At 68.8% G+C, this 21,566-nt stretch carries 14 protein-coding genes; 11 read left to right on the forward strand and 3 right to left on the reverse strand.

Annotated features, from left to right (window positions below; all coding sequences use genetic code 11):
• Positions 1 to 238 precede the first annotated feature (238 nt).
• Positions 239 to 2,782, reverse strand: a complete 2,544-nt coding sequence (locus tag ACVTJA_RS45740) for a DUF5916 domain-containing protein (RefSeq protein WP_465830298.1) — start codon at positions 2,780 to 2,782, stop codon at positions 239 to 241.
• A gap of 309 nt (positions 2,783 to 3,091) precedes the next feature.
• Here ACVTJA_RS45740 and ACVTJA_RS45745 point away from each other — a divergent pair, with 309 nt between their 5' ends.
• From ACVTJA_RS45745 to ACVTJA_RS45765, 5 genes are all read left to right on the forward strand, one after another.
• Positions 3,092 to 3,799: a metallophosphoesterase family protein gene (locus ACVTJA_RS45745; RefSeq protein WP_465830300.1), complete on the forward strand. Its 708-nt coding sequence runs from the start codon at positions 3,092 to 3,094 to the stop codon at positions 3,797 to 3,799.
• Positions 3,800 to 3,991: 192 nt separating this feature from the next.
• A complete protein-coding gene (locus ACVTJA_RS45750; RefSeq protein WP_465830302.1) occupies positions 3,992 to 4,690 on the forward strand; it encodes an imm11 family protein in 699 nt (232 codons plus the stop codon).
• 168 nt (positions 4,691 to 4,858) lie between these two features.
• Positions 4,859 to 5,971 (forward strand): serine/threonine-protein kinase, encoded by a 1,113-nt coding sequence (locus tag ACVTJA_RS45755; protein ID WP_465830303.1) that lies wholly within the window; start codon positions 4,859 to 4,861, stop codon positions 5,969 to 5,971.
• Positions 5,972 to 6,029: 58 nt separating this feature from the next.
• The gene (locus ACVTJA_RS45760) at positions 6,030 to 7,091 is read left to right on the forward strand and encodes a PEGA domain-containing protein (protein WP_465830305.1); all 1,062 of its coding nucleotides are present in this window, start codon (positions 6,030 to 6,032) and stop codon (positions 7,089 to 7,091) included.
• Positions 7,092 to 7,222: 131 nt separating this feature from the next.
• A complete protein-coding gene (locus tag ACVTJA_RS45765; protein ID WP_465830307.1) occupies positions 7,223 to 9,268 on the forward strand; it encodes a TonB-dependent receptor plug domain-containing protein in 2,046 nt (681 codons plus the stop codon).
• A 377-nt stretch (positions 9,269 to 9,645) separates the two neighbouring features.
• On the opposite strand, the gene ACVTJA_RS45770 is transcribed toward ACVTJA_RS45765, so the two are convergent.
• Positions 9,646 to 13,185, reverse strand: a complete 3,540-nt coding sequence (locus ACVTJA_RS45770; protein ID WP_465830309.1) for a tetratricopeptide repeat protein — start codon at positions 13,183 to 13,185, stop codon at positions 9,646 to 9,648.
• Positions 13,186 to 13,517: 332 nt separating this feature from the next.
• On the opposite strand from ACVTJA_RS45770, the gene ACVTJA_RS45775 reads away from it, so the two are divergent.
• A complete protein-coding gene (locus tag ACVTJA_RS45775) occupies positions 13,518 to 14,138 on the forward strand; it encodes a hypothetical protein (protein ID WP_465830311.1) in 621 nt (206 codons plus the stop codon).
• Between the two features lie 89 nt (positions 14,139 to 14,227).
• On the opposite strand, the gene ACVTJA_RS45780 is transcribed toward ACVTJA_RS45775, so the two are convergent.
• Positions 14,228 to 14,545 carry a hypothetical protein gene (locus ACVTJA_RS45780; RefSeq protein ID WP_465830312.1) on the reverse strand — a complete coding sequence of 106 codons (318 nt, stop codon included), beginning with the start codon at positions 14,543 to 14,545 and terminating at the stop codon, positions 14,228 to 14,230.
• A 321-nt stretch (positions 14,546 to 14,866) separates the two neighbouring features.
• Here ACVTJA_RS45780 and ACVTJA_RS45785 point away from each other — a divergent pair, with 321 nt between their 5' ends.
• From ACVTJA_RS45785 to ACVTJA_RS45805, 5 genes are all read left to right on the forward strand, one after another.
• A complete protein-coding gene (locus ACVTJA_RS45785) occupies positions 14,867 to 16,705 on the forward strand; it encodes a carbohydrate-binding protein (RefSeq protein WP_465830314.1) in 1,839 nt (612 codons plus the stop codon).
• Between the two features lie 319 nt (positions 16,706 to 17,024).
• The gene (locus tag ACVTJA_RS45790; protein WP_465830316.1) at positions 17,025 to 17,801 is read left to right on the forward strand and encodes a hypothetical protein; all 777 of its coding nucleotides are present in this window, start codon (positions 17,025 to 17,027) and stop codon (positions 17,799 to 17,801) included.
• A 46-nt stretch (positions 17,802 to 17,847) separates the two neighbouring features.
• Positions 17,848 to 19,074: an ROK family transcriptional regulator gene (locus tag ACVTJA_RS45795; protein ID WP_465830317.1), complete on the forward strand. Its 1,227-nt coding sequence runs from the start codon at positions 17,848 to 17,850 to the stop codon at positions 19,072 to 19,074.
• On the forward strand, positions 19,071 to 19,928 hold the full coding sequence (locus tag ACVTJA_RS45800) for a glycoside hydrolase family 16 protein (protein ID WP_465830319.1): 858 nt from the start codon (positions 19,071 to 19,073) through the stop codon (positions 19,926 to 19,928). The genes ACVTJA_RS45795 and ACVTJA_RS45800 overlap by 4 nt, the downstream gene beginning before the upstream one ends.
• Complete coding sequence (locus ACVTJA_RS45805) at positions 19,925 to 21,565, forward strand: ABC transporter substrate-binding protein (protein WP_465830320.1); 1,641 nt, start codon at positions 19,925 to 19,927, stop codon at positions 21,563 to 21,565. Before ACVTJA_RS45800 ends, ACVTJA_RS45805 begins: the two co-directional genes overlap by 4 nt.
• The last annotated feature ends 1 nt before the right edge of the window (position 21,566 follow it).

Consider the following 21,566-nt stretch of genomic DNA (forward strand, 5'->3'; position numbering starts at 1 on the left):
TCCCGGAACAGGGCAAGGCGCTTCGCGAAGCGGGTAGACCTCTGGCAGCCCGCCCCGAAATAGATACGGACGACGGTAGAGCAGTTGGCGCTACCAGGAACAGACGCGGCCCGGTTCCAGTCCGCCGCGCAACGGGTTCCGGAGGGGATTGGCATCCGAGCCATGCATTGACATAGGCTCCCGGCCCACTCGGTGGCATCTGCCCCACGAGTGCAAAAACAAAACCCCATGGGGCGCGTCAGTTCACCGGCAGCCACCAGGCCAGCTTCACCGCGAAGGTGTGACTGCCGGGCGCGGAGAAGCTGTTGCCCAGTGCGTCCGGCTCCAGCACGCGTCCCAGGGCGCGCTCGTTGGAGCGGTCCTGCTGCCACACCACGAAGAGCGTGCTACCCGGCCGGAACTCCCAGCGCACCACCAGGTTGCTGCGCAGCGAGCGGAGGTTGAAGTCCGGGTCGTCCACCTCGAAGGCCACCCCCGCCGGGTCCACCAGCCGCAGCTTTCCGTCGGCCCGCGTGGTCTGCCCCTCGTCGTACCGGAGCAGCGCGCGCCCCCGCGGCTGGAACAATTCCCCGAAGCGGCTGTAGCGCCCGCTGGACGCGAAGGGCTCCGCGTACACCTCCACGCTCAGGTCCGGCGTGACGAAGAAGTCCGCGCGCAGCCGCGCGAACAACTCCTGCCGCTCCACCGCGCCGAAGACGTAGCGCTGTCCATACGTCTCTTCCCGGCCGCCACCCACCGTGGCCACGTACTGCGGCTCCTCCGTGTAGCGCGACAGCCCCGGCTCCACCGACAGGCGCAGCCGCCGCGTGGGCTGCACGCTCAGGCTGCCCTCCAGCTTGAAGCCGTGGCTGCCCGTCTCGAAGCGCCACGTCTTCGTCTCGAGGCTCCAGCGCGTCGTCGCGCTGAAGGCGTTGGACAGCTCGGTGATGAGGTCCACGCCCTGCCCCGTCTGCATCAGCGGGCCGCCGCGCGTCAGCCCGTCCGACAGCGCGCGCGGCAGGTACGTGCCCGTCGCCTCCGCCGTCCAGAAGTTGGGGAAGGTGACGCTCACCGTCGAGGACACGCTGGTGGACTGGCGCACCCCGCCGTAGTTCCAGTTGTTGTACAGCGCGAGCGTCGCCTCCATCCCGCGCAGCCACCGGCCCGGGTCCGTGTCCCGGTACGTGAGGCTCAGCTCCGCGTCCAGGTCATCCGCCGACTGGAGCTGGCCCACGTCGTTGATTTCGAAGCCCGGCGACTCCGCGTAGCCGCGCACGAGCCACAGCCAGTGCCGGCCGCTCACCCGCTCCAGCGTCGCGCCCGCCGTATAGCCCGACAATGACGTGGCCTCCGGGTTCAGCCGCGCGTACGTCTGGTCCGGCCGCTGGAAGTACCGTGCGCTGGAGCGCTGCAGGCGCAGCATCGCCTCGCGCGTGCCGCTGACATGGCTGCCGCCCGCGTACGCGGTGAGCGCGTACTCGCCGCCCGGGCCCAGCCGGAAGGACGCGTCCGCGCCCGCCGAGTAGGCCTGCTCGGGCAGGTTGAAGGTGAGGCTCTCTCCCTCCTGGCCTGGCTGCGCCAGCGAGCGATTCACCCCCGTCAGCATGGCGCCCACCACCGAGCCCTCGCCCAACTCCTGCTGCACGCGCACCACGCCGTAGCCGGTGAAGGGCTCCAGCTTCACCCGGCCCTCCTGGGCCGTGTCGAAGTCGTAGACGTCCGCGAAGCTGTGGCCGGTGACGGCCGCCAGCGCGCCCACGGACAAGCCCGATGCCAGCCGCCCGGTGAGCTTCCCCGCTCCCCACAGCGTGCTCGCCCGGGGCGCCTCCACGTAGTCCCGCTGCGACTTCAAGTCCGTGAGCAGGCGCGGCGAGGCGCCGATGCGGCGCGAGTAGAAGTACGTGGGCCCGCTGCCGGTGAAGAGCTGGCTGCCCTCCGTGAAGAACGGCCGGCGCTCCTCGAAGACGGTTTCAAAGGCGGTGAGGTTCACCACCGCCGGGTCCGCCTCCAACTGCCCGAAGTCCGGGTTCACCGTGGCGTCCAGCGTGAGGTTGGGGCCCAGGCCCACCTTCGCATCACCGCCCACGCGGCCCGCCCAATCTCGCCGCGCGTCGAAGGGGGTGCCCGCTCGCGGATTGCGCCCGGCGTTCACCTGCCAGTCCCCCGCCACGTAGGGCAGCAGCTCCAGCCGGCGCGATGGCCGCACGCCGCGCACGCCCGTCAGCTCGCCGAACCACGAGGCCCAGCCGGTGACGTGGCGCGGCACCACCACCCAGAAGTCGTCCTCGTTGCGGCGCGGCACGTAGCGGTTGAGGTTGAGGCCCCACACCTGCTCGTCCGCGTCGTTGAAGCGCAGCTGGGAGAAGGGGATGCGCAGCTCCGCCACCCAACCCGCGCCCGTCAGCCGGGTACGCGCCTCCCACACCGGGTTGAAGGAGAAGTCGCGCTCGTACTCGCTGTCCACCGGGTGGAACCAGTCCACGCGCTGGCCCGCGGCCGTCACCGCGAAGCTGTAGGCCGTGCGCCGGTCATGCCACGTGTCGAAGGAGAGGATGAGCCGCTCCGCCACGCCGCTCTCGTCCCGCCGCGTCATCACCGTCTCGATGTCCGCTGGCGAATCGCTGAACATCCGAGCGCCGACATAGAGCGCTTCCCCGTCGTAGACGAATGCCACTTCCGTGCGCAGCGTGGCCGGTAGACCCTGGTCCGGCTCCTTCTGGAGGAAGTCGGTGGTGAAGGTGGCCTGCCCCCAGGCCGCATCGTCCAGCACACCGTCCAACACGGGCGGCTGCTCCACGCGCACCGCCGACACACTCCGGCGAGGACCTGGAACCTGGGCGTGAGCCAATGCGGCACCCAGGAGCAGCATGCAGAGGATGAGCGGGACGACTCGGCGACACATGGAAGGGACGCACGGTACACACCCGCAGGCCCGAGTCACGTGCACAGAAATTCCCGAGCGCCCGGCAGTCCGCACCGTTACCAGCGAGTCCACCGGGCCCCACGCTTGCAGTTCATGCGGAGGCCACGCGGACGCGGCGGGAAGCTCACGCTCCGTTCACATCGACGCCACGCGGCGCCTCTACTCTGTGCTCGCCCTCCGGGAGGCTTCATGCGCATCGCGGTGATTTCGGACCTGCACCTCGGCCGTCGAGACGCCGCGGACCACTTCGGACACGACGACTCCGGGTTCCTGCGCTTCTTGCGCTTCCTGGAGAACAACTTCGAGCGCATCGTCCTCCTGGGCGACATCTTCGAGACGCTCACCTCGCGGACTCCGGGGCGACAGGTGGCCGAGCTCGCCGCCGCCCGCGCGGCCCACCCGGACATCGTCCAGCGCTTCCTGCTGCCCCAGTACCACTACATCCACGGCAACCATGACCTCGTGGCCGGCACGGTGCTCGGCGCGCCCGAGCAGCTCCTCCTGGAGGCCAATGGGGTGAGGATGCTGTTCACCCACGGGCACCACCACGACTGGGTCATCCGCAAGGCGCGCTTCCTCTCCGAGGCCGCGGTGTGGGCGGGGGCCTGGCTGCGGCGGATGCGGCTGCGCGCCATGTTCCGCATGTTCCAGGCGCTGGACGCGCGGCTGACGAACGCGCTGCCGGACCCGGCGCGCTGCTCCTTCCAGCAGTGGGCGCTGGCGCGCGCGTACGACAGCGGCGCGGACATCGTCGTCACCGGGCACACGCACCTGGGCATGCGCGTGGAGCACGGCAGCCGCCTGTTCCTGAACAGCGGCACGTGCTCGGAGGGCCAGTTCTCGTTCCTCAGCCTGGACACGCGCACCGCGCACTACTCGCTTCACACCACGTGGTAGCACCGGCCGCCCGGGGAGGAGGCAGGGAGGCCGGGGACTCGTGAGCAACGTGCTCCCTCCCTGGCAGGGAGGGGGTAAAATCGACGGATGTTCAGGCGGCTCACCGAGGCGCTTCGCCTTCTCGCGCGACGTGCCCCGAGAAGCGCGGGCAGCTCCCGCGCCGACACCCTGTGGGAGACCCCTCCGGCCGAGGTGTCCTCCGAGGGGGCCTCCCACCGGAAGCTGGCCGCCCGCCGGGCGCCCTCCCGGCCGGCCCGCCCGGTGCGCTACTACGACTTGCACGACGACTTCCGCCACCCCGGCCGGCGCGAGCTGGGAGACCCCGTGTCCCTGGAGCGGAAGAAGAAGGTGGACTCCGTCTGGCTCTTCACGTCCGGCGCCCCGGTGCGGGGATTGGGGAAGCTGCGCGCCACGGTCCGGCCTCCGGGCCGCCCACTCGACTTCTCCCTGGCGGGCGCGGGCCTCACGCCAGTGGTGCACGCGCGCGTGGCCTCCATCTTCCGCGAGCTGGCGCCCAACGACGTGCAGCTGTTGCCCGTGGAGGTGGAGGACTGTGACGAGCCGTACTTCATCGTCGTCGCCACCCGGCTGGTGCACTGTATCGACGACCGCAAGTGCGCGGAGGTCCACCGCTACACCTCCGAGGACGCGCCGCCGGAGCGCCTGGGCCACTACCGCACCGTGCGGGGCCTGAGAATCGACCCCACCCGCACCAATGGCGCCCGCGTCTTCCGCTCCTGGGGGTGGCCGGTGAGCCTCATCGTCTCCGAGAGCATCAAGGAGGCCTTCGAGCACGCCAGCGTCACCGGCGCCCGCTTCGCCGAGGTGACGGAGCCCCCGCCCAAGAAGCAGCGCCGGAAAGCCCAGCGCAAGACACGCAAGCCCAACTGAGGGCGGTCCGGTTGTTCACATTCCGTTGACAGCCGGCCAGTAACTTGTCGGGTAGGCCAACTCTCCAGTACGTTCCTCATTTTCCATCAATACCCGAGGAACAAGTTGGACACGGGTAATAGCCATTTCGGCAAATACAGGATTATCCAGCAGCTCGCGTCTGGCGGCATGGCGCACCTGCTGCTGGCGTCCATCGATGGGCCGGACGGCTTCTCCAAGCCGTGCGTCATCAAGCGCATCCTTCCGGAGTACGCGAACCTGGAGGCCTTCAGCCGGATGTTCGCGGACGAGGCGAAGGTCGCCGCGCTGCTGACGCATCCGAACATCGTCCAGGTCTTCGACTTCGGGAAGATTGATGGCCAGTACTACCTGGCCATGGAGTGGATTCAGGGCCAGTCCCTGGACCGGGTGCTGCGCCACGCGTGGAAGAGCGCCTTCCCGCTGGGGCCGCGGGTGGCGGTGGACGTGGGGCTGGCCATCTCGGACGCGCTCTCGTACGCGCACGCGAAGACGCTGCCGGACGGCACGCCGCTGAAGCTGGTGCACCGCGACATCACGCCGGGCAACGTGCTGGTGTCTCGCGACGGCATCGTCAAGCTGGCGGACTTCGGCATCGTGAAGAGCTCCGTCAACCTGGAGCGCACCGTCACCGGCGTGGTGAAGGGCAAGTACCCGTACATGTCGCCGGAGCAGATTACGAATCGCGAGCTGGACCACCGCTCGGATTTGTACTCGCTGGGCATCGTCCTCTACGAGGCCTCCACCGGGAAGCGGCTCTTCAAGCGCGAAACCGTGGAGGCGACGATTCTGGCCGCGTCACAGGCACACGTGCCCGCGCCGTCGGAGTTCAACCCGGACTTCCCGCCCGGGCTGGAGCGCATCCTCATGAAGCTCCTGCAGAAGGAGCCGGAGGCGCGGTACCAGAGCGCTCGCGAGCTGCACGTGGACCTGGAGAGGTTCCGCGCGTCGCAGCACTGGACGTCGGGCGGGCGCGAGCTGGCCATGCTGGTGACGAAGCTGAGTCCGCCGGACCCGTCGGGGCAGATGCCCACGGCGTTGCCCGCGTTCGGCTCCGCCTCCAGCCGCACGCCGAGCGGCAACGCGGGCTCGCGGGCCGCGGCCGCGCAGGACGAGGGCACGGGCCTCTTGGGGCTCACCCCGAGCGGCGCCGCACCGACGCAGGCGCAGTCACAACCGCAGGCGGGATTCCCGTGGGGCATCGCCGTGGCCGCGGGGGTGTCCGCGCTGGGCACCGCGCTGTTCTGGTACTTCGCCGCCTAGAGGGGGGCGCGGCCGGTGGGGCGGCGAGTCCGCCTCCTAGCGCCGCAGTGAGACGCCGATGAAACAGTCGACATGGATTGCCGTCATCCTGCTGGGCACCGTCACCGCCAATGGCGTGGTGTATGGCGTGCTGCGAAGCCGCCGTGCCGCGACTCCCGTGGCTCCCGTCGCGGCCGATGCGCCCCGGCCCCAGGCTCAGGCTCAGGCTCCGGTGACGGTGGCTTCCGTCACGCCCGCGCCTGCGCCCGAGGAGGATGCGAACTCCGGCCTCGCACGGGCCCGGCGCGCCGCGGGCCTGGCCGCGCTGGAGGACCGCGACTACGAGACGGCGGTGGCCGAGTTCACCGAGGCACTCCGGCTGCGCAAGGACGACAAGGGCGACCTGGTGGAGCTCTTGCGCATCGCCGCGGACCTGCGCACGCGGGAGCAGTCCCGGACGCACGTCGAGCGGACGCGGCCGGTGCGCGAGCCCGCGACTCCGACGCGCAAGGAGTCGGCGAAGGCGCGGCCCGCGCGGGTGGCGTCCAAGACGCAGGCGCGAGAGGAGAGCCCGGCGGCGGCCGAGGAGCCTCGCAATGGACTGCTGCTGGTGACGTCCACGCCGCCGGGGTTGCAGGTGCTGGTGGATGGGAAGACGGTGGACCTCACGCCCGCGCGCGTGCCGCTGAAGGCGGGGACGTACCGCGTGGCGCTCGCGCAGGGAGAGCGCAGACTGTCGGAGGAGACAGTGGAGCTGGGCGAGGATGACGTCCACTCCATCAACAAGGACCTCTCCGCCGAGCTGGCTCCGCCCACTCGACCCGCGCCGCAGGCGGCGGCTCCCGCGCCCACGAGCCCCGCTTCGACCGTGGCCTCCGCGCAGCCCGCGTCCGCCACCGTGCCCGCAACGCCCACCACCGTGGCCCGTGCCTCGACGGGGAAGGGAGACCTCGACGTGACGTCTCCGGCCCTCTACGGCGAGGTGTGGATCAACAACCGCCCCTATGGCTTCCCGCCGCTCAAGGCCCAGGGCCTTCCGGCCGGGCCTGCTCGCGTCGAGGTCCGCGTCAACGGCGTGGTGAAGCGGAAGATGACCGTTGAAGTCGAGCCCGACCGACTCACCGCGGTCCGCGTTCGCTGAATCCTTCCGCGCCGACGCACAGGCCGCCCTCTTTCCTCCCAAGCGCTGGTCCCGAAGGCCGGCGCGACTCACACCCCACCCCCTGAGCGACGACCTCGTTGGCCGGCGCTCGCAATCGTTCGAGGTTGCCCATGCGCGTCCGCCCCTGGTGGCCCGTCGGTTCCATCGCCCTCTCCCTCCTGCTGAACGCCTCCCCCGCCTTCGCGCAAGAGCCCTCCGCGTCTGCTGGAGCGGACCCCACCACTTCCTCCGAAGACGCCAGCTCCACCGGCGAGGAGCCCGAGGTCCACAGTCAGGTCGCCTCCTTCGCCGTCACCCGGTTGCAGGAGTCCCCCGCCGTCGTCACCGCGATGAACGCGGACGAGATTCGCGCATCCGGCGCGCGCGACCTGATGGACCTGCTGCTCCAGGTTCCGGGCTTCTTCTTCGGCGTGGACGTGCAGGGCTCGGTGGGCCCGGGCTTCCGCGGCCTCTGGGGCTACGAGGGCAAGGTGCTCCTCGTCATCGACGGCAAGGAGATGAACGAGCAGCTCTACTCCACGATGCAGCTCGGCCACGAGTTCCCCATCGAGCTCGTGGAGCGCATCGAGGTGGTGCGCGGCCCAGGCTCGGTCATCTACGGCGGCAACGCGGAGCTGGCCGTCATCAACGTCATTACTCGCGGCATCCAGGGCAGCACGGACCTCCAGCTCACCGGCACCTATGGCGAGCTCGAAACCGTCAACGGCCGCCGCAGCCTCACCGTCTCCGGCCGCAAGGTCTTCGAGTCCGCGCCGGGCCTGAGCGTCTTCGCCTCCGCCTCCCTCGGCCAGGGCCAGCGCAGCGACGCCGAGTTCCACGACTACTTCGGCAACACGGCCAGCATGGGTGGGCAGAGCCAGTTGGACCCGACGACGGTGCAGGCCGGCGTGGGCTACAAGGATTTGCAGCTCAGCGTGCTGTACCAGCGCAGCACCACGTCCACCATCGTCGCCTTCGACGAGGTGCTCTCCGCCCCGGCCCCCACCGAGTTCGAGGCCTTCCACGCCGAGCTGAGCGACAGGTTCCGCCCGAGCGAGCGGCTGGAGCTCGTGTCCCGCCTCAACCTCACCCTCTCCGAGCCCTTCCGCGATTCGAACCAGGACTCGCCCTTCTATTACGAGAAGCAGGTGCGCCGGCTGCGCGGCCGGGTCATGGCGCGCTGGGCGGCGCTGGACTTCCTCCAGCTCACTGCCGGCGGGGACGTGACGTCCGATGCGGGAAAGCTCCAGGGCCCTGCGGACATCGGTCTGCAGACGGCCTTCGGTGAGGAGGGCGCGGACCACGTCTCGTACCTCAACCTCGCGGGCTTCATGGAGGCGTACCTCGACAACCCCATCGCCACGGTGGTGGCGGGCGCGCGCTACGAGAATCACAGCGCCTTCGGCAGCTCCTTCGTGCCGCGCCTGGTGCTGCTGCGGAGCTTCGGTCCGTTCAGCGCCAAGGCGCTCTTCAGCCGTGCGTTCCGCGCGCCGGGCATCGAGAACATCAGCCTGGGCGACGACGTCACGCCCGAGCGCACCACCGTGTTCGAGTTCGAGGGCACGCTGCACCTGGGCGAGGGCCACACGGTCAGCGCCAACGTCTTCGACATGGGCGTGACGGACCCCATCATCTACTCGTACGACGCGGTGTCGAACACGGAGGCGTACCGGAACCTCGGGCGCCTGGGCAGCCGCGGCCTCGAGCTGGACTACCACCTGCGCACGGGCTGGGGGCGGGTCGCGCTCAACTACTCGTTCTACACGCCGTCCGGCCGCAACGACGTGAAGGACTACCAGGTGCCCAAGCACTCCGACGCCTTCACCGCGATGCCCACGCACAAGGCGTCCCTCACCGGCAACGTGAAGGTGCTGCCGTGGCTCAACATCAGCCCCACCGCGGTGCTGGTGGGCAAGCGCTACGCGGTGGATGCGCCGGACGACGCGGGGAACTCCTCGGTGGAGGAATTGCCCACGCAGCTGCTCCTCAACCTCTTCGTCAGCGCGGAGAACGTGGGCACGCAAGGGCTGGAATTGGGCGCGGGCATCTACAACATCATGGGCACCAACTTCCGCCTCGCCCAGCCGTACAACGGCGGCCACGCGCCGCTCCCCGTGTTCTCCCGCGAGTTCCTCGTGCGCGTGAGCTACCTGTTGGACCCGGGGGCGGGTTCCTGATTGGAGCCGGGCGATTCAGAGTGCGGGAAGACGCCCGGGAGTAACGGGAGCGACTCGTCCAGCGCTGACCAACCATCTCGCAGCTGGGCCCTTGCCGCCGCGTAGGCACGGGCCTTTGAGCACCTTCTCGCGTGAAGCGGAAGCGTGCCCACGCGAGATGTGAGCGGATGCAGTCGTACTGTGGCAAGCGGTAGGAGCGTGCGCTGGTCCGACAAAGGCCGGTTGAGACGTCATGAGAGGTGCCGGACGAGCTTCGGGCGCGAATCAAACCGAGTGTTCTCGATGCGTTTCTGTCTCCTGGAGAGGCAGAAGTGCCGGCCGGTCCATCTCCTCCACGCGTTCGCGCTGATCGTTCTCGCCAACGGAGGAAGGGTACGTCAGGGCCCTGCTGGCGGTTCTTCAGTCCCAGGGCCCGCGTTCTGCTTCTGCTTATCCAGAATCAGCCCCAAATTGCGCTTCGCAACAAGCGTGTTCGGGTGCTCCTCCCCCAGCACCTGCTTCATCACTTCCAGCACCCGCTCTTGGTACCCACGCGCCCCGACAAAGTCTCCCTGCGCAAGCAGCGTCCCGACCAGATTGGCCATCACCATCAGCGTTCCCGGGTGCTCCTCCCCCAGCACCCGCTTCCTCACCTCCAGCACCTGCTCCTGGTACTCACCCGCCCTGACGAGGTCGCCCTGCGCGCGCAGCATCTCGGCCAGGTTGTTCATCGCCGTCAGCGTGTTCGGGTGCTCCCTCCCCAACACCCGCTGACTCATCTCCAGCACCCGCTCCTGGTATCCACGCGCCCCGACGAGGTCGCCCTGCGCGCGCAGCGTCCCGGCCAGGTTGTTCATCGCCGTCAGCGTGTTCGGGTGCTCCCTCCCCAACACCCGCTGACTCATCTCCAGCACCCGCTCCTGGTACCCACGCGCCCCGACGAGATCCCCCTGCGCGCGCAGCGTCCCGGCCAGGTTGTTCATCGCCCCCAGCGAGTCCAGGTGCTCCTCCCCCAGCACCCGCTGACTCATCTCCAGCACCCGCTCTTGGTACCCACGCGCCCCGACGAGGTCCCCCTGCGCAAACAGCGTCAATGCCAGGTTGTTCATCGCCATCAGCGTGTCCAGGTGCTCCTCCCCCAGCACCCGCTGACTCATCTCCAGCACCCGCTCTTGGTACCCACGCGCCCCGACGAGGTCCCCCTGCGCAAACAGCGTCAATGCCAAGTTGCCCATCGCCGTCAACGCGTCCGGGTGCTCCTCCCCCAGCGCCTGCGTCATCACTTCCAGCACCCGCTCTTGGTACCCACGCGCCCCGACAAGGTCTCCCTGCGTGCGCAGCGTCTCAGCCAGGTTGTTCATCGCCCTCGGCGTGTACGGGTGCTCATCACCGAGCACCCGCTTCCTCACCTCCAACACCTGCTCCTGGTACCCACGCGCCCCGGCGAGGTCTCCCTGCGCGCGTAGCGTCTCGGCCAGGTTGTTCATCGCCGTCAGCGTGTCCGGGTGCTCACCACCGAGCACCCGCTTCCTCACCTCCAGCACCTGCTCCTGATACCCACGCGCCCCGACGAGGTCCCCCTGCGCGCGCAGCGTCTCGGCCAGGTTGCCCATCGCCGTCAGCGTGTTCGGGTGCTCCCTCCCCAACACCCGCTGACTCATCTCCAGCACCCGCTCCTGGTATCCACGCGCCCCGACGAGGTCGCCCTGCGCGCGCAGCGTCCCGGCCAGGTTGCCCATCGCCCCCAGCGTGTCCGGGTGCTCCTCCCCCAGCACCTGCTTCATCACTTCCAGCACCCGCTCTTGGTACTCACGCGCCCCGACGAGGTCCCCCTGCGCGCGCAGCGTCCCGGCCAAGTTGCTCATCGCCCTCAGCGAGTCCAGGTGCTCCTCCCCCAGCACCCGCTGACTCATCTCCAGCACCCGCTCTTGGTACCCACGCGCCCCGACGAAGTCCCCCTGCGCAAACAGCGTCAATGACAGGTTGCCCATCGCCGTCAGCGTGTCCGGGTGTTCCTCGCCAAGCTTTTCAGCGGCCCGCTGAACGAGCCGCACCTCAATATCCCGCACGTGCTTCGCAAGTCCTTTTGCCCTCAGGAACAATCCCAATCCGAGACCCAACGAGACTTCACCTCTTACATCGAGGGTCGCTTCGTCCTGCGTCAGCCTCTCGAAGAGACTCTCCGCATGCGGACGGCACGCGTCCATCAAGGGCCAGGTTGTTGGATTCTTGAGCGAGGAGGGCTTCATGACTTGGATGAGCCCTTGGCAGACCTGCCTCAGTTCCTCTTGCGGCTCGGGTGACTGGCTGCGCAGGTAATCTGCCAACACACGGTGCATGCTGCCGAACATGCGCACCGGGCCTGCCTCCACGCGTGTGACAAAGCTGCGAGACAACAGCCCACCTCGCACGCTGCTCGCCGACACCTCCGCGCCCAGTGCCTTCAGCAAATCCAGCGGAATGGGTTCAGGAGCCATCCTTGCGATGAGCTGAGCCGCTCTTCGCTGAGGCTCAGAAAGCTTCGCGTAGGAGATGGAAAAGGCCTCTGTCACTCCTCGATAGACACCAGGCCCCACGTAGCCCAGTAGCTCCTCGCTCCAGTGGTCCAGTTCCTGCGTCAGCCCCCGAGACTTCATCCCAGAAAGAAGCTCTTCCGGTTCGAGCCCGCCTGTCCGCATGGCCCGGTTCAGCAGTTCGAGTGCCAGCGGAAGAAACCCCACCCACGTTGCTATCTGCCGCCACTCCGTCCCCTCCAAGTCCTTCCCATTCATTCCGTCCGTCAGCAGCGAGACTGCAGCGTCCGGCGTCAGCGTGGCGAGAGGCAACTCATGGACTCCATCTGTCCCCAGCCCCATGCTTGCCCGCGAGGTAACAAGCAGCGACACCTTCCCCATGGCCGGACACCAAGTCCTCAGCGGCTTCGCAACGTCGTTAGGTCCCGCCTCCGGTACGTTGTCCACCACGTACAGGATGCGCCCCCTGGTGGCTGCCTCATCGAGCGCACTTGCAAGCTCCTTGGTTGCATCCCGATTGCTCTTACGGAACGTCACCAGGTCCGGTACCTCCGGCCGCAGCGTGCGAAGGATGCCGTGGAACTCCTCTTCCCGTCGGTCCTCCGTCACGTCCGCATTCACCCAGAAGAGGCCCCCCGGGTAGTGGCTTGGGCCGAACCGGTGCAGGTACTCCAGCACCAACTGCGTCTTGCCGAAGCCGCCACCTCCAATCACTGCGACAGCACGTCCCGCGCCCGCTCCTGGCTGGTTGTGGCGGACAGAGAGAGTTCGATAGACGCGCCACAATGCCGTGGAGCGCCCCACGAAGGAGGTTTGCAGGGACGGTCGAAATTCTCGTAGGTAATGCGGAATCCCCGCGAGGTTTCCGGGAGAGGGAAGAGCCACTTCCTCAAGCAGCCGAGAGCGAAGTCGTGAGCTGGCCTGACCTGCGGCTTCCAACCGCTCTTCAAGTGTCCTGGGGCTCGCTGCCAGTCGCTCGCGAACCCGTTCCGCCAGGCCCTTGGTGTCTCCTGCCCTGAGCCAATTCGAGTTGCGCAGCATCGGAGGCAAGTCGAACAGCGGAGGTACCGCGTTCTCCTCGGACGGCAGCACGATGATGATGGGCGCCAGCGCCGCCTTCTCCTCCTGCTCCGTCCCCCTCTCCTCGAGCGCCAGATACGGGCTGAGCATGGCGTCCAGTTCCCACTGGCAGTACCAGCGCTGGAAATACTCCTTGCTCGTGAAGATGACGGCGACCCGTGACGCAAGGAGCGAGTCCACCAACACCGGTGGGTAGTGCTCCCCGAATTCGATGTCCGATTCGTCGAGGAACGCCTGCTCATCCTCCCCGCTCAGCTCGGCATGGAGTGCCCGGGCCTCCTCTTTGCTCGTTCCCCGCGCATAGGAGATGAACACAGGAGCACGCGCCTGCTCTGAGGTCTTCATCCCTTCCCCCAAGGGTTGCCTCACGTGCACACCTCCACGTCAATCGGAGTTGGCCGACGCCCACCGCGACCAGGAGCATCTCAAAACTCCCTGGGGTGGAGACCAGCGCCCCAGACCCCATCTCACGCCCGGACGAACATCGCCGAAAGGCCACAGCCTGATTTCCAGCCCGGCCTGTCCCAAGTAACCACCTGACATCCCACGGCTTCCAGGTACAAACAGGGGAAAATGTAGGCAGGAAGCAACCAAAAACCCTCATGTACGACAATGGCAGTGAGGGTTGGACTTCAGCCCCTACACAACCACCCCCTCTTTTCGCCCGGAGCATAACCATGAGCGGCATCTCCAAGCTGTCGGCGGGTCCTTCCCTGGCTTCCTTCCGTTCCATCGGCGGTGCTCCCGAGACTGGCAAGCTCCCGGGGCTGGAGACGGCGGAGAAGGCGATCCAGGCGCTGAGCCAGAACCCCATCCTCCGCTCGCTGATGGGGCAGAGCGGCTTCGACGGCGTCTCCGGCAAGGACAAGACGGAGAAGGCCGACGCGACGAAGCAGGCCAATCCGCAGGAGGCGCTCCAGAAGCTCCTCGAGACCCTCCAGCAGCTCATCAAGGCGCTGCAGACGCAGGCCGGTCAGAAGGCCGGTGAAGGCGAGGCCGGTGGCCCCGAGGGTGCGCAGCAGGCCGGTGGCCCGCAGGGTGCGCAGCAGGCCGGTGGCCCCCAGGGCGCGCAGCAGGGCGGCGCTCCCGAGGGCGCGCAGCAGGCCGGCCCCGCCGAGGGCGCGGGCGGCGTGGCCCCGGAGGACGAGGACGAGAAGGACCCCATCAAGAAGCTGCTCAAGACGCTGGAGCAGATGGTGCAGATGATTGGCCAGCTCCTGAAGGGCGCGGGCAACGGCAACACCGGCATCGTGCCGGCCGGCGCCACCGGCGGTGCCGCTCCCGCCGCCGCGGCCTGAGCCACGCACGCATCCCTGAAACATGGCGGCCCGCCTCCCTTCCTGGGTTGGCGGGCCGTCGTGCGTTCCGGGCCAGGTGTCCCTGAGCGTCAGCTCCGGATGAAGCCCCGCTTGAGGAGCTCCAACTCCTCGCGGAGCTTCTTCATCTCGTCGGTCTGCTCCAGGTCGAGCCCACTCTGCTGGAGCGCCTCCGTGAGCTGCGCGCGGAAGACCTCCACCAGCGCCCCCGCGGCCGGCGAGCCCGTGGCCTGGAGCTGACCGCCGAGCTGCAGGAGCACGTCCTTCAGGGACAGCGTCACCTTGCGCAGCTCCGCCTCCAGCTCCGCGCGCGAGAGCCGGCCCGGCTCCTTCGCCGCCCGCGTCAGCTCCTGAATGGACTTGAGCAGTGAGTTCAGGTCCTGTGCCATGCCGTTCCGCCTCCGAGCCCGACCGTGCCGCGAAGCCTACCGTCCAGGCCGCGCCCCGCCCAGGCCCCGTTGCCGGAGGCAGCCCCCGACGATGCACCTCCACGCAGCTTCCTTCTGAGGCCGAAGCAAACCCTCCGCGCGCGAGCACCGTCCCCCACGTTGCCGCCACTACTCCCACTCGAACCTGTCTCGGACGCGTGTATGAAAACACCCCGTCCCCGGGCCCATTTGCCTTTGTTCTCACGACGAATAAAGTCGGATTGGGCTCGTTTTGCCCATCTGGCAGGTATCCCACCCCTCGTATCTCCCGGAGGCAGGACCATGACGAAGACCATCCAGTCGTGGAGCAACCGCGTTGCGCGGAAATGGTTGAAGCCGGTGTGTTGGTCTGGAGCGCTCGGCCTGGCGCTGGTCGCTGGCGCGGGCTGTGAGAGCGCGAGCGACGAGGCCACGAGCCTACAGCAACCCCTCTCCGAGACGTCCCAATCCGTCCGCGTCGGCGCTCGTCGCCAGGCGGAGGGCTGGGTCACCGCGGGCACGACGGGCGTCTTCAACGAGGGCGGCGGCGAGGGCCAGTCCGTCGCCGGCTTCCAGGTCAACGAAACGATTCACTACACGGCGGTGGAGTTCGGCGGCGCGGACCGCATCGACTTCAACCTCGGCGCCCCGTACGGCGGAGGCCGCGCCGAGCTGTGGGCCGACGCCATCGGCTCGGGCCGGCTGCTGGGCACGCTCGACATGGGCGCGGCCACCGGTGACTGGAACACCTTCGCGGTCCGCTCGCTGAACATCCCGGAGATTGGCGGCACGCACGACCTCTACCTGCGCGGCGTGGCCACCGGCGGTGACTGGCTCTACAAGCTGGACTGGTTCGAGCTGCACGACACCAACGTCGCGGGCGGCGTGGTGCTGCCGGCGCGAATCGAGGCCGAGCGCTTCGTCGCCGCGAGCGACACCACCGCCGGCAACAGCGGCTCCGCGACCTGCACCAGCGCCGCCAACGCCAACGTGGACCTCGAGGCCTGCACGGACAGCTCGGGCTGCGGCTGCAACATCGGCTGGACGGTGGCGGGCGAGTACCTCGACTACTCGGTGACGAACTCCGGCTCCACCACGAGCAACTTCGACATCAACCTGCGCGTGGCCAGCGAGCGCACCGGCCAGCGCGTCCGTGTGGAATTGCCGCCCGGCACCGTGCGCGGCTACGCGTCCCCGGATGGTTCCACGCCCGGCTGGCAGAGCTGGGTGACGCGCACGGTGGGCAACGCCCCCGTGGCCCCCGGCACCCAGACGCTGCGCCTCGTCTTCGAGGGCGAGCTCAACCTCAACTACCTGGACATCCAGCGCTCCGTCACCACCAGCGGCGTCGCGGTGCAGGTGACGAACAAGTGCCCCTTCCCGCTCTGGATTCACGGCGAGGGCAACGGCGGCATCCTCCAGCCGGATGACGCGCGGCTCGCCACCAACGAGGTGCGCACGTACTCGGCGCCCTCCCTGTGGACCTCCGCGCGCGTGACGGCCTACCTCGATGGGCCCCGCTCCAACGAAATCGACAAGGTCGAGATGACCTTCGACCGCACGCCCAACAACGAGCAGGCCCTCAACTACAACCTCACCTACGTGGACTGGGTCGGCCTCCCCATGGAGGTGAGCAGCGTGGGCACCGGCGCGGACTGCAAGCCCGCCGGCTGCTACCGCTCCGCGGCCACCATCACCAACGGCTGCCCGGATGGCCTGTTCGACGGGAGGCGGTGCATCTCCGCGCGCACCTACTGCCTCAACCCCGTCAACGCCTCCAAGCCGTACTGCGCCGCGTTGGACGCGAAGATTTCCGAGTGCGTCAACCGCTACGCCGACTGCCGCGGCGCCGCCGGAGCGAAGACGCCCGAGGTCTACGCCTGCTCCGGCGCTTTCTTCAGCCAGAGCCCGAAGTATTGCGCCGCCATCAACCGCGGCATGCTCGACTCGCCGGACAACACCAACAAGGCGCTCTACTACCAGGCGCCTCCGTACAACACCTACGCGAAGTGGGCGCACAGCCAGTGCCCCAACATCTACGCGCTCGCCTACGACGACTACCCTCCCGCGGCCGAGGCGAGCGGCTACCACTCCTGTGTGGGCGGCACCCGCCTCAACATCGTCTTCTGCCCGGCCGGGTAGGCGGCGCGGCGCGTCACGCACCGGGGCGGGTCGGCGGCTCCGTCCGGCCCGCTCCTGCAACACCTGGTCGGAATCACCCCGCTTGCAATCGCAACGAAGAGGCTGCTACTTTCTTCATCACTCGAACAAACTCGGTTGCGTTCGCGGCGGGATGGGGCGGGAACCCGGAGGCACGGTCGGTTGGAGCAGGCGCGCGTTGGAGGGATTCTCCTCCAACGCAGCGCGGCAACACCAACGCGGCGCGCAACGCACACACCCACTCTTGGCGGCACCGCATTTCTTCGTCGTACGCACGAAGTCATCCAGCAGCGGAGGGGACATGCAGCGGCACAAGCGTTTCGCGTGGACGTGGGCGGCGGCGGGAATGGTCGCGGTTGGGGGCCTCCTCGGGGCATGTGACCCGGAGGACTCGGGCGACAAGCCAGGCCCCCAGCAGCAGGCAGACTCAGGGACCCAGCAGCAGACGGACTCGGGCACGCAACAACAGCAGGACTCCGGCACCCAGCAGCAGGCCGACGCGGGGACGCAGGAGCCGCAGGACTCCGGCACCCAGCAGCAGTCGGACTCCGGCACCACCCAGCAGTGCCCCGTCCCGGACGCGGGCCCCACCGTCTTCACCCCGATGAAGGTGGACGGCACCTGGGCCGCCAGCGGATACATGGGCGACGGCGCGAGCAACCTCGTCCAGGACTCGAACGAATGTGCCGCCACCCGCCCCGGGACGGCCCTGGGCGACTGCCACAAGTTCACCTGGACGCCCGGCGGGGCCGGCTGGGCCGGCGTCTGGTGGCAGTACCCCGAGGGGAACTGGGGTACCACCCCCGGCTTCGAAATCCCCGAAGGTGCAAGCGTACTGTCCTTCTACGCCTGGGGTGCCACGGGCGACGAGAAGGTCACCTTCCTGGTGGGCATGGGGCCGACGGCGGATGGCTTTGAGCTGAAATCGCCCGAAGTCACGCTCACCACGGAGCCGAAGCAGTACACAATCGACGTCAGCCGCGTCCGGTACCGGAAGGTGGTGGGAGGCTTCGGCTGGGTCGCCGGGGGAAGGACGAGTCCGCTCGTCCTCTTCATTGACGACATCCAGTGGCGCTGACGCCCCCCGCACCTTCTGGCGCGGCGGAATGGAGCGTGAGCGCACGATGAGAGTGGGAACGGCGGAGATGACGGTCGATGCGGCGGGCATGCGGGCGCAGAACAGCAGCCTGCTGCTGAACATGATCTGGCGCGAGCGCCAGATTTCCCGGGCGGAGATTGCCCGGCGCACGGAGCTCAGCCCGTCGACCGTGTCGGCCATCGTCTCGGACCTGGAGCACTCCGGCCTGGTGCGGAGCATCGGCGCCGGGGTGTCCCGCGGCGGCCGCCGCCCCACCCTCATCGGCTTCTGCGATGACGCGTTCAGCATCATCGGCGTGGAGATGGGCGCCACCCACGTGACGGTGATTCTCACGGACCTGCGCGGGCGCGTGCGCGTGCAGCGGCAGTCCCCCCAGGCGGTGCGCGACGACCCGAAGGGCACTCTCCAGAAGGTGAAGGAACTGGTGCAGGAGTGCCTGGAGGCGGAGCGCGTGCCGCGCCGCTCGGTGCTGGGCATGGGCGTGGCCGTGCCGAGCCCCGTCCATCCGTCCGCACCGGGCAGGCTGTCGCCGCTCATCGTCCCGGCGTGGAAGGACTACGACGTCCAGGAGTGGCTGCGGTCCGCCTTCAACCTGCCGGTGTTCGTGGACAACGACGCGAACCTCGGCGCGCTGTCGGAGTGCTACTGGGGCGCGGGCGTCGGCGGGGAGGATTTGACGTACATCAAGCTGGCCACCGGTATCGGCTCGGGCTTCATCATCCACGGGGACGTGTACCGTGGCTCGGGCGGCACCGCCGGTGAGATTGGCCACATCGCCGTGGACTCGTCCGGCCCGCAGTGTGTCTGCGGTCTGCGCGGGTGCCTCGTCACCCTCATCGGCACCGGAGCGCTGGTGGAGCGCGCTCGCGAGCTGATGGGCACCAAGGGCCGTCGCTCGCCCACGGTGAAGGAATTGGTGGAGGGCGCGCGCGCGGGCGAGCCGGCCGCGCGGCAGGTCATCGACAGCCTGGGGCACTACCTGGGCATCGCGGTGGCGGGCCTGCTCAACCTGATGAACCCGGCCATCGTCGTGCTGGGCGGAGAAATCTCCTCGGTGGGAGACCTCCTGCTGGACCCGCTCCGCGCCTCGGTGCGCAAGCGGGCGCTGTCCACCTCCATGGCGGAGACGCGCATCGTCACCTCCGCGCTCGGAGACCGCGCCATCGCCGTGGGCGCGGCCACCCTCGTGCTCCAGGCCGCGCTGCGCAACCGCGCTCTCTTTCCACTTCAACACGTCGGGAAAACGGCATGACCCCCTTGCGTCTCCTTCCCTGGCTCTCGGTACTGAGCCTGGGATGCCTCGCGTGTGACCCGGCAGGCTCGCGCATCGACAAGCCCGAGATGCCCGATGACTCCACCCCGCAGCCGAGCAACGACTGGCAGCTGGTGTGGCAGGACGAGTTCGATGGACTGGCGAACACCCCGCCCTCCTCGGACAAATGGGTCCACGACGTGGGAGGAGGCGGCTGGGGCAATGCCCAGCTCGAGTACGACACGAACCGGACGGAGAACGTCGCGCTGGACGGTGACGGCCACCTGGTCATCACGGCGCGCAAGGAGCCGTACGGCGGCAATTCCTATACGTCCGGACGCATCAACACCCGCGGGCGCTTCGAGCACGCCTATGGCCGCTTCGAGGCGCGCATGCAGTTGCCAGTGGGGCGCGGCATGTGGCCGGCCTTCTGGCTGCTGGGCGCCAACCTCGAAGAGGTGCCCTGGCCGGACTGCGGCGAAATCGACATCATGGAGTACCGGGGCCAGCTGCCGGCCATCATCCGCGGCTCGCTCCACGGCCCGGGCTACTCGGGCGGCAACAACATTGGCGGCGAGTACGTCGTCAGCGGCGGGAAGCTCTACGAGGACTTCCACGTCTACGCGGTGGAGTGGGAGCCGGAGCGCATCCGCTGGCAGTTCGACGGCGTGACGTTCCTCGAGGTGACGCCCGCGAAGCTGCCCGCCGGCAAGAAGTGGGTCTACGACCATCCGCACTTCATCCTGCTCAACCTCGCGGTGGGCGGTAACTACGTGGGGCCGCCGGACCGCTCCACCGTGTTCCCCCAGCAGCTGAAGGTAGACTGGGTGCGCGTCTACACGAGGGGCGCATGAGACGCGCCCTCTGGCTGCTGCCGCTCCTGGTGATGGCCTGCACCTCGGAGCCGCGCCCGCGCGACCCGGGCGTGCTGTTCGCCTCCGTGGAGCTGCGAAGCGCCTGGGTGCGCAACTTCAACCCGCTGTTCACCGGGGCCAACGCACGCTGGCCCACGCGGGCCGGCATCTACGAGTGCCTGGAGGTGTACACGCCCTCCACCGGGCAGTGGAACCCGTGGCTCGCCACCGCGCACGAGTGGTCCGAGGACCGGAAGACGCTGCGCTTCACGCTGCGCGAGGGAGTGCAGTGGTCCGACGGCCGCCCCTTCACCGCGGACGACGTGGCCTTCACCTTCCAGCTCCTGAAGAAGCACGCCGCGCTGGACGCGGGCGGCGTGTGGCGCTTCCTCTCCGACGTGAGCGCGGAGGGGCCGCGGACGGTGGCCTTCCACTTCTCCCACGTCTACATCCCCGGCTTCTCCGAGCTGGCGCACCAGCCGCTGGTGCCGCGCCACATCTGGGAGCACGTGGCGGACCCCGTCACCTTCACCAACCCGGACCCGGTGGCCACGGGGCCCTTCACCGAGGTGCGCGTCTTCCGCAACCAGGTGTACGAGCTGGGCCGCAACCCGCACTACTGGCAGCCGGGCCGGCCGGCGGTGAGCGCGCTGCGCTTCCTCGCCTTCCCCACCAATGACCAGGCCAACCTCGCGCTGGTGGAGGGCGAGGTGGACTGGGCCGGCAACTTCGTGCCCGCCGTGGAGCGCACCTTCTTGTCGAAGGACCCGGAGCACCACGGGCGCTGGTTCCCCCTCTTCGGCAGCACCGTCTTCCTCTACCCCAACACCACGCGCCCGCCGCTGGACGACGTGCGCGTGCGCAAGGCGCTGAGCATGGCCATCGACCGCGAGCAGCTCGTCGACATCGCCATGTACGGCTACACGCGCCCGGCGGACTCCACGGCCCTGAATGACTCGTACACGACCTGGCGCGACGCGGAGGCCGCGAAGGGCACGTGGGTGCGTTACAACGAGGTGGCGGCCAACGAGCTCCTGGACGAGGCGGGGCTGAAGAAGGGCCCGGACGGTGTGCGGCGCAAGGCGGATGGGACGCCGCTGGAGCTCGAAATCGAGGTGGTGGGCGGCTGGTCCGACTGGGTGCGCGCGGGGCAGGTCGTCGCCCGGGATTTGCGCAAGCTGGGCGTGCAGGCGCACCTGAAGACGTACGAGTTCGGCGCCTGGTACGAGCGCCTGCAGAAAGGCGAGTTCCAGCTCTCCATCTCCTGGTCGCTGGACGGGCCCACGCCGTACATCTTCTACAAGTGGCTGCTGTCGCCGCGCACGGTGCGCCCGGTGGGTGAGGTGTCCGCGTCCAACTGGCACCGCTTCGGCGACGCGGAGGCGGACGCGCTGCTGTCGGCCTTCGAGACGGAGACGTCGCCGGAGAAGCAGCGGGAGCTCATGGCCGCGGTGCAGCGGCGCTTCTCCGAGACGGCGCCCGCCATTCCCCTCTTCCCCAACCCGTCCTGGGGCGAGTCCAACTCGCGGCGCTTCACCGGATGGCCGAGCGCCTCGCGCCCCTACGCGCGCCTGTCCCCCCACGCCGAGCCCGACAGCCTGCTGGTGCTGACGTCGCTCGCCCCGAGGGAGCACTGAC

The sequence above is a fragment of the Pyxidicoccus sp. M6 genome, assembly GCF_055568925.1.

What these genes read in the sequence shown, in the direction of transcription:
- ACVTJA_RS45745 (WP_465830300.1), top strand. Translation starts at nt 3,092, where the DNA reads ATGCGCATCGCGGTGATTTCGGACCTGCACCTCGGCCGTCGAGACGCC.
- ACVTJA_RS45755 (WP_465830303.1), top strand. Translation starts at nt 4,859, where the DNA reads ATGGCGCACCTGCTGCTGGCGTCCATCGATGGGCCGGACGGCTTCTCC.
- ACVTJA_RS45760 (WP_465830305.1), top strand. Translation starts at nt 6,030, where the DNA reads ATGAAACAGTCGACATGGATTGCCGTCATCCTGCTGGGCACCGTCACC.
- ACVTJA_RS45765 (WP_465830307.1), top strand. Translation starts at nt 7,223, where the DNA reads ATGCGCGTCCGCCCCTGGTGGCCCGTCGGTTCCATCGCCCTCTCCCTC.
- ACVTJA_RS45770 (WP_465830309.1), bottom strand. Translation starts at nt 13,185, where the DNA reads ATGAAGACCTCAGAGCAGGCGCGTGCTCCTGTGTTCATCTCCTATGCG.
- ACVTJA_RS45775 (WP_465830311.1), top strand. Translation starts at nt 13,518, where the DNA reads ATGAGCGGCATCTCCAAGCTGTCGGCGGGTCCTTCCCTGGCTTCCTTC.
- ACVTJA_RS45780 (WP_465830312.1), bottom strand. Translation starts at nt 14,545, where the DNA reads ATGGCACAGGACCTGAACTCACTGCTCAAGTCCATTCAGGAGCTGACG.
- ACVTJA_RS45785 (WP_465830314.1), top strand. Translation starts at nt 14,867, where the DNA reads ATGACGAAGACCATCCAGTCGTGGAGCAACCGCGTTGCGCGGAAATGG.
- ACVTJA_RS45790 (WP_465830316.1), top strand. Translation starts at nt 17,025, where the DNA reads ATGCAGCGGCACAAGCGTTTCGCGTGGACGTGGGCGGCGGCGGGAATG.
- ACVTJA_RS45795 (WP_465830317.1), top strand. Translation starts at nt 17,848, where the DNA reads ATGAGAGTGGGAACGGCGGAGATGACGGTCGATGCGGCGGGCATGCGG.
- ACVTJA_RS45800 (WP_465830319.1), top strand. Translation starts at nt 19,071, where the DNA reads ATGACCCCCTTGCGTCTCCTTCCCTGGCTCTCGGTACTGAGCCTGGGA.
- ACVTJA_RS45805 (WP_465830320.1), top strand. Translation starts at nt 19,925, where the DNA reads ATGAGACGCGCCCTCTGGCTGCTGCCGCTCCTGGTGATGGCCTGCACC.